The 6,479-nt window shown below is 46.5% G+C and carries 7 protein-coding genes, 1 tRNA gene and 2 pseudogenes; 7 read left to right on the top strand and 3 right to left on the bottom strand.

Annotation, left to right across the window (positions count from 1 at the left end):
* A pseudogene (locus MC7420_RS42365) lies at nucleotides 1-454 on the bottom strand (hypothetical protein); the annotation flags it as partial.
* A pseudogene (locus MC7420_RS44045) lies at nucleotides 451-839 on the bottom strand (IS607 family transposase). The pseudogenes MC7420_RS42365 and MC7420_RS44045, both read right to left, overlap by 4 nt.
* Before the next feature lie 21 nt (nucleotides 840-860).
* Between MC7420_RS44045 and MC7420_RS39420 the strand changes: the two are divergent.
* The 4 genes from MC7420_RS39420 to MC7420_RS09305 all read left to right on the top strand — a co-directional run bounded on the left by MC7420_RS39420 (nucleotide 861) and on the right by MC7420_RS09305 (nucleotide 2,407).
* Nucleotides 861-998: a hypothetical protein gene (locus MC7420_RS39420; protein WP_157453104.1), complete on the top strand. Its 138-nt coding sequence runs from the start codon at nucleotides 861-863 to the stop codon at nucleotides 996-998.
* The gene (locus MC7420_RS09315; RefSeq protein ID WP_006100122.1) at nucleotides 995-1,585 is read left to right on the top strand and encodes a hypothetical protein; all 591 of its coding nucleotides are present in this window, start codon (nucleotides 995-997) and stop codon (nucleotides 1,583-1,585) included. The genes MC7420_RS39420 and MC7420_RS09315 overlap by 4 nt, the downstream gene beginning before the upstream one ends.
* A gap of 304 nt (nucleotides 1,586-1,889) precedes the next feature.
* Nucleotides 1,890-2,090, top strand: coding sequence for a hypothetical protein (locus MC7420_RS09310; RefSeq protein WP_006100133.1), 201 nt, complete (start codon nucleotides 1,890-1,892; stop codon nucleotides 2,088-2,090).
* A gap of 116 nt (nucleotides 2,091-2,206) precedes the next feature.
* A complete protein-coding gene (locus MC7420_RS09305; protein ID WP_006100128.1) occupies nucleotides 2,207-2,407 on the top strand; it encodes a hypothetical protein in 201 nt (66 codons plus the stop codon).
* A 249-nt stretch (nucleotides 2,408-2,656) separates the two neighbouring features.
* Here the strand turns inward: MC7420_RS09305 and MC7420_RS39415 are convergent, their stop codons facing one another.
* Nucleotides 2,657-2,821 carry a hypothetical protein gene (locus tag MC7420_RS39415; protein ID WP_006100094.1) on the bottom strand — a complete coding sequence of 55 codons (165 nt, stop codon included), beginning with the start codon at nucleotides 2,819-2,821 and terminating at the stop codon, nucleotides 2,657-2,659.
* A 368-nt stretch (nucleotides 2,822-3,189) separates the two neighbouring features.
* Here MC7420_RS39415 and MC7420_RS09300 point away from each other — a divergent pair.
* The 3 genes from MC7420_RS09300 to MC7420_RS09290 all read left to right on the top strand — a co-directional run bounded on the left by MC7420_RS09300 (nucleotide 3,190) and on the right by MC7420_RS09290 (nucleotide 6,459).
* A tRNA-Ser gene (locus tag MC7420_RS09300) sits at nucleotides 3,190-3,263 on the top strand.
* A 629-nt stretch (nucleotides 3,264-3,892) separates the two neighbouring features.
* Nucleotides 3,893-5,374: a hypothetical protein gene (locus MC7420_RS09295; protein WP_006100263.1), complete on the top strand. Its 1,482-nt coding sequence runs from the start codon at nucleotides 3,893-3,895 to the stop codon at nucleotides 5,372-5,374.
* 140 nt (nucleotides 5,375-5,514) lie between these two features.
* The gene (locus MC7420_RS09290) at nucleotides 5,515-6,459 is read left to right on the top strand and encodes an ABC transporter ATP-binding protein (protein ID WP_006100340.1); all 945 of its coding nucleotides are present in this window, start codon (nucleotides 5,515-5,517) and stop codon (nucleotides 6,457-6,459) included.
* Nucleotides 6,460-6,479: the final 20 nt, after the last annotated feature.

The raw sequence follows: 6,479 nt of genomic DNA, 5'->3' as shown, positions 1-6,479 counted from the left end.
GCCAGTTAGTTTTTCTCGTCTTGAGGTTTGATGATAAGGGAAAATTGCAGCCATTTTTGGAGGATTGCCAGTTCTTTTTTCCATAGAACTTCCGAGCTAAATTAATTTTCTTTGTGGCTCTGGCTACCCAATCTTTCCGTGACTGAACTCGTGATTTTAATTGCTTTATCTGTCTTTTTCTACAATATGTAGCTGAGGCAGTTTTTCCTTTAGCTAATGCAATTACTCCGTTAGCATAACGCTTACTGATTCCGTATTTCTCTTGCATAAGACTATTCCAACTGGATTGATTAAATTTTATTTCTTTATTTAATAAATGGTTAACGGTTTCAACTGTTGCTTGATAGAATATATCGGACAATGACGTTAAAAACATCTCCAAGTCGGTGAAACCGATGGGGTTAAGTTCATCGGCGGGAGTTGGCAGGCCCTTGCAATAAGTTATCGTCGTCATAGCTTTTTGGCTACCTCCCTCAGTTCGGTCACTATTTTTTTGTTCTTATGGCTTCGACTTCCATACAGTCCTTTCTTTTTGTAGTTCATGCCACTACCGAGATCTTGAATAATCTCAAATTCCCATCCCTGTTTGGCACAGTAGCTTTCCAATACTAAAACCTGTCTATTTAGATCGTCTTTTTGGTCATGACTAGATACTCTAGCATAACCAACGGTTAATGCGTTACCCGATTTATTACCAATTAAGTCAGCAATATCGTATCGACGATGACCACCAGCCGTCCGAGAAGATCGTATGAGAGCCGTTGAGTTCCCATCGATGCAACGTGCAAGACCGTCACACCTAGTAGAGTAGCTGCTTCTTGGGGAGTTAAACTAGACATTCCTGTATTATATCATAAAAAATGTCTAGTTATGTCAATGATTGTCTAGATATTTACGGACTGTTAGTTAACCCTTCTGGGGCGCGGCGGTTATACGAATCGGTGGGTTTCCAGACCACACACACTCAAATCGCTTATGTTAAGGATATTGCAGGATGAGTATTATTACCCGGCGTCCCTATCGTGGGGAAATCGACTTAGACGCGATCGCACATTTGATCAATACCTGTGAAATCGTTGATCAGCTTGAGGAAGGCACATCTGTCACGGAACTCAAGCAATCCTTTGATGACCCCTCTATCGATAAAGAACGGAATCTCTTTCTTTGGCAAGATGCCGATCATCAGCTTATCGGTTTTGGTCGGCTATGGATTGTTCCTACTGATACTCTGATTGATGGATTTCTGGGGTTTCGGGTTCATCCGACAGCACGAGGGGGTGATTTAGAACAACAGATCATCGCCTGGGCTGAGGAACGCTTGCGCCAGGTGAGTCGAGAACGAGGTTTACCTGTAAACGTGCGCTGCGGTTCTCGCGCCGATAAAACTGACCGGATGGCGATTCTAGAACGCTGCGGTTTCTCGCCGGAGCGCTATTTCTTTACCATGGTGCGAAGTCTCCAGGAACCTATCCCAGAACCCAAACTTCCAGAAGGTTTCACCCTAGTTGTAAACCGTCGGCTGAAAGTTAAGAGTGAGGAGCGTCTGTTGATTGGGCAGACTCTTCGCTTCGTGAGTCAGGTGTAGTACGGTGTGTAGGGGCGGGTTTTACTATTATCGTTTCTAGCTTTACCTATATAGCAACCGCCATAGCGGTTAGGACACATCATTTATGTAGAGACGCGCCATGGCGCGTCTCTACTCCCCGAAAAAAAATTTTGTCCAGTCTATTGACAATTTTGTAGTATGTATGTAGTATAAAAACATGACAGAGAGAGGAGAGGCAAAACTCTCTACCTCAAACGTCCAGTCTGAACCTTGAAAATCGAATAAAACATCGGGAATTTTAACGAAGGTCAATCAGGATTTTTGTAATCGGAATCGGTTCATTATGTTACTCCTGTATACCCCCCTGGTTCGTCAGGTTCTTACTCCTTTAGAATGGGAAACGAAACCGAATCAGCGAAATTCAACCCCATCTATGACGGAAAAAGAACGTTTAGAGTCAAATGATAACAGTCAAAATCAAATGACTGATCAAATCCGTTATAGCCAAACCCTCTATTCTTTAGAGCGGCGCTTCTTACTCTAAGAACTATCAGTGTTTGTGAACCTAACTCAATGCTGGTCGTTTTAACAAAATGAGGATGTTCGCTCCAGAGATAGATTGATTAACACTAATCCAATCAAGTTTTAGGAGGTGCCAGCATGGTTCACATTCGCTTTGAAGGTCGTTCTTATGATATTCCTGAAAATCAGCTTGGCATTCAAGTTGGCATGAGAGATTCGGTTGTCAAGGAACGGATTGCCCAGTATTTTGAGGTAGGACGCGATCGCTTAACTGATTATGTTATTGATCGGCGTCCGAGTGGCGACCTAATCATCCGTCCTGAAGCCGTTTACGGTTAAATAATTTGCATCAGAAATTAGTGGAATTCGCGCCCTGACTTAAAAAGCATACAAACGGTAGAGCATTCGATTGATAATCGAACTGTCAAAGGTTCAAATCCTTTCTCCCCCGTTGTTTGGGGGAGTAGCTCAGAAACACAAACCGCTTTTTGAACTTGTGCGAATTCCCACTCAATACATCGCGAGATTTACGGGTGCGATCGCGCCCCAACTGGAGAAGCTTACAAACTGGTAACGTCTGACTTCAACTCAGATTGTAGGTTCGATTCCTGCCCTCTCCGCCTCTGGGAGAGGTGTAAAAAAAACAAGCTGCTTTGACTTGCGCGATCGCACCAATCCACTCAGATTTTGGATGAGTACAGATAACGGTAAGTTTACCGAATTCCCTTCAATCCAAAATCTAAAATTCAGCATTCAATATCCCGCGCCCTTACTTGTGAAGCTTACATACTGTTCCGCCTTTTAACGCGGGAGGTTGTGGGTTCAAATCCCACCAGGTCCACTTTTTGGGGCCTGTAGCTCAAGGGTAGAGCGCCAAGTAATACGGCTTTGCTAACTTGCGCGGGATATCTCTTATTTACAAGTGTTGAAATTCACTTCGCGCCCTGACCGAAAAAGCTTACATACTAGCCATAGGAAAAGGCGCTTGATTTAGGCTCAAGATCATGCAGGTTCAAATCCTGCGTATGACTCACGGCTTTTTAAACTTGCGCGAAGTGATTCATCCATTCAATTTTGCCCGCAGAAATAAAGAGCGCTAACGCGCCCCAACTGAAAAAGCTTACATACTAGCTCACTGGTAGAGCAATCGACTTGAAATCGATGTGTCGCGGGTTCGATTCCCGTGTATGAACCAACAGCTTTTTTGACTTGCGCGTTAGCTTTAACATTACGGGGGAAACGTCGATGTCAGTCAAAACCTTTGAAATTTTGGCACAGGTTAAATTGTTAACCCTCATTTGAGAATATCACCTTTGGTTCGGATGTAGGGGCGACCCGCTGGCCATCCGTGTCAACTTAAGGTCAAAAACCAATGCTGGCAAGGTTTTCAGCTATGTCTATTTACTGCTCAAAATTTCCCCCTCATCCCCTAACCCCTTCTCCCTTGAAATAAAAGCGATAGCATCCTCTGTCCTCCCCCCTCTTGTAGGGGGGAACGAGGGGGGTGGGAGAAGGGGAACCAGATTCTCTTACTCCCCTCTCCCCGGCGTGGGAGAGGGGCTGGGGGAGAGGGGTTGAGCTTAAGTTGACACCAATGCCCGCTGGCACAACGTAACAATGTTGTCCGCTTAATAGGCTCGGGTCGCCCTTTACTCAACCCCATATTTACAAAAACAAATGGCAGTTGTCGCCGCGCCCTAACCGGGAAAGCTTACATCCTTACCCTGTCACGGTAAACTAAATAGCTTTCTGAACTTGTGCGGCACTATTTTTAGTCAAAGCGTGCGACATTTGCCTCCATTCTTTTCATTAAAGGAGGTTGTCATGAATACCGCAGAACGCGACTTGCGTTTGGAAATGCTCAACAGTCTGTTAACCACCCCTCACCGAGAGTTAAATAAGGTTGCAGACTTGCACAAAATGATGGTGGAACTTGACCCTATCTTCTATGGACACCTCGGTGTATGGTATCAGAAAGAAGGGGATGTTCGTGACCACAAAGAAGTGTTTGTCGGGAATCTGTTGACCAGTCAGTTAACAGAACACCGGGAAGCCGGATTCATGTTGCTGCAAACGTTTCCCCCTTACCAAGTGGCGCGAATTGTGGACTTCATGAAGCAGCATCAACAGAAGGTTCCTCGTTCCGCCCGAACCGCAGTACGGCGCTATTTGCAAAAGCGGGAAAAACAGCCCCAATTCTTTGACCGTGCGGCGTTGCGGGGACGCAAGTCCATGAAGCACCTCTACGCTACCTTGCACATTAAGCCGAGTGAGCGGGCGAATACCATCCTGTTTAAGGATGCTCCTCCGGAGGATAGTTTGGCGTTTGCGCTCAAGCAGTTGGCAAAAGCAGCAACTCCCACCGAACAAGCACGGCAAATCGTAGCACATAAGATTCCTTACACGATTGCCATTGGTGCAGTCAAGCAAATCACGCCCACGGTATTAGTCGCCCTGATTAATTCCATGACACCCCAAGAGGTGATTAATAACCTCAAGTCTCTCAAGGCGCGGGGAGCCATGGAACACCCTCAGGTAAAGGCGTTGATTGATGAAAAGCTGGTTGCAGCTCAATCGGATAGCCGTGTATCCGCCCTTAAGGGACGAGTTGCGGCTGAAGCGGCGGGATTAGATCTCGCCACTACCGCTCAGTTAGAGCGCGTCATGGATGAGCAGGTGAAAAAGCGCGGCAAAATCGCCAAATCCACGGCGCTGTTGGTGGATAAGTCTGGCTCCATGCATCAAGCCTTAGAAGTGGGTAAGCATCTGGCTGCGTTGATTTCCGGGATTACGGAAGCGGAGTTGTTTGTCTATGCCTTTGACACGATGCCCTACCCCGTCCAAGCCAACCTGAGTCGTGATACCCGATTGGGCGATATCTTGGCAAATAATCTGCCGCAGGAGCATCTGTACAGCCACTGGGAGCGTGCCTTTGAGCACATCCGGGCTGGGGGTGGAACCAGTATCGGCTGTAGCGTTGAGGCGATGCGTCGGCGTAAGCAGTTGGTGGAACAGTTTATCTTGGTGACGGATCAAGGGGAAAACACTGCGCCCTATTTTGGCAACGCTTTTGATGCCTATTGTCAGGAGTTGAATGTGCTGCCAAATGTGATCATCGTCAAGGTGGGTAGTTACTACGACTGGATTGAACAAAAGTTGCGGGAACGGCAAGTGCAGGTGGATACGTTTACCTTTGCGGGTGACTACTACTCATTGCCAAACCTGATTCCACTTTTGTCTCGTCCTTCGCGGCTGGAGTTGTTGATGGAAATTCTGGAGACTCCTTTGCCTGTAAGGGATGATTAATAGTAGGGTGGGCATTGCCCACCTTACTGGCGTGGCACAGCTAAAATGATGGAATAGATTTTACGGTTACATCGGGCGCACGTCTGTGCGCCCCTACAGTTTCTGGGTGTAAGCAATCGGCGGTGTAATCACCATTACTTATGACTCTAACAACGGCTCAACCTCAAACCCAATCCGTGGTACTCACGGCTTATGACTTGTGGAAATCTTACGGTTCAAACCATGTTGTTCAAGGTGTCAATTTTACCCTGAATTCGGGAGAAATTTTGGGTCTGCTTGGTCCCAATGGTGCTGGGAAAACTACTACAGTAGGAATGCTTTATGGTGCAGTGATTCCCAGTCGGGGTTTTGTTCAACTTGGACAGCATCAAATCCAATCTCAAGGACGTTTGGCGCGTTCCTCGATGGGAATTGTTACTCAAGACGATAATCTTGACCCCGATTTTAGTGTCTTCGATAACTTGATTTTCTTTGCCCATCATTATCGGATTGTCGGCAAAACTGCCCGAAAACGGGCAGGGGAGTTACTGGCACAAGTAGGGTTGCAAGACTATGCTAAACATCGGGTGGATGAACTCTCTGGCGGTATGAAGCGGCGTCTGGTGTTGGCACGGGCGTTGATTAATCAGCCGCAAGTGGTGTTTCTGGATGAACCAACAACTGGACTTGATCCCCATGCGCGGCAAGATTTTTGGAAGTTAGTCAGTCAGCTTAAGCAAAAAGGCTGTGGAGTGCTGTTGACAACCCACTATATGGATGAAGCCCAACGATTGTGCGATCGCCTTATTTTACTCCAACAGGGTAAAATGATTGACCAAGGCACTCCAGAGGAATTGATTGAGCGCACTGTTGGCACAGAGGTAGTAGAAATTGAGGGCATTTCCGCAGAAATCATTCAACAACTCGCCCATCAGTATCAAACATGGTATCGCTCTTTTGGCAATGGTTACCTGATTGGTTTACCCGCAGACAATCCCCACTCTCTTTGGGAATGTCTGGATGCCACCAATCCGGTTAGCTTAACCCGTCGCCACACCAATTTAGACGATGTATTTTTGCACTTGACAGGCATGTCACTGGAATAATTTGTCATTTGTCCTTCGTC

This window comes from Coleofasciculus chthonoplastes PCC 7420 (assembly GCF_000155555.1).
GTDB lineage: Bacteria > Cyanobacteriota > Cyanobacteriia > Cyanobacteriales > Coleofasciculaceae > Coleofasciculus > Coleofasciculus chthonoplastes_A.
This window is presented reverse-complemented; position numbering and strand designations above follow the sequence as displayed.

Excerpts from the sequence above, each read along its gene's own strand:
- MC7420_RS09290 (WP_006100340.1), top strand. The coding sequence starts at position 5,515 with ATGACTCTAACAACGGCTCAACCTCAAACCCAATCCGTGGTACTCACG.
- MC7420_RS09295 (WP_006100263.1), top strand. The coding sequence starts at position 3,893 with ATGAATACCGCAGAACGCGACTTGCGTTTGGAAATGCTCAACAGTCTG.
- MC7420_RS09305 (WP_006100128.1), top strand. The coding sequence starts at position 2,207 with ATGGTTCACATTCGCTTTGAAGGTCGTTCTTATGATATTCCTGAAAAT.
- MC7420_RS09315 (WP_006100122.1), top strand. The coding sequence starts at position 995 with ATGAGTATTATTACCCGGCGTCCCTATCGTGGGGAAATCGACTTAGAC.
- MC7420_RS39415 (WP_006100094.1), bottom strand. The coding sequence starts at position 2,821 with ATGCTGAATTTTAGATTTTGGATTGAAGGGAATTCGGTAAACTTACCG.
- MC7420_RS09310 (WP_006100133.1), top strand. The coding sequence starts at position 1,890 with ATGTTACTCCTGTATACCCCCCTGGTTCGTCAGGTTCTTACTCCTTTA.
- MC7420_RS39420 (WP_157453104.1), top strand. The coding sequence starts at position 861 with ATGTCTAGTTATGTCAATGATTGTCTAGATATTTACGGACTGTTAGTT.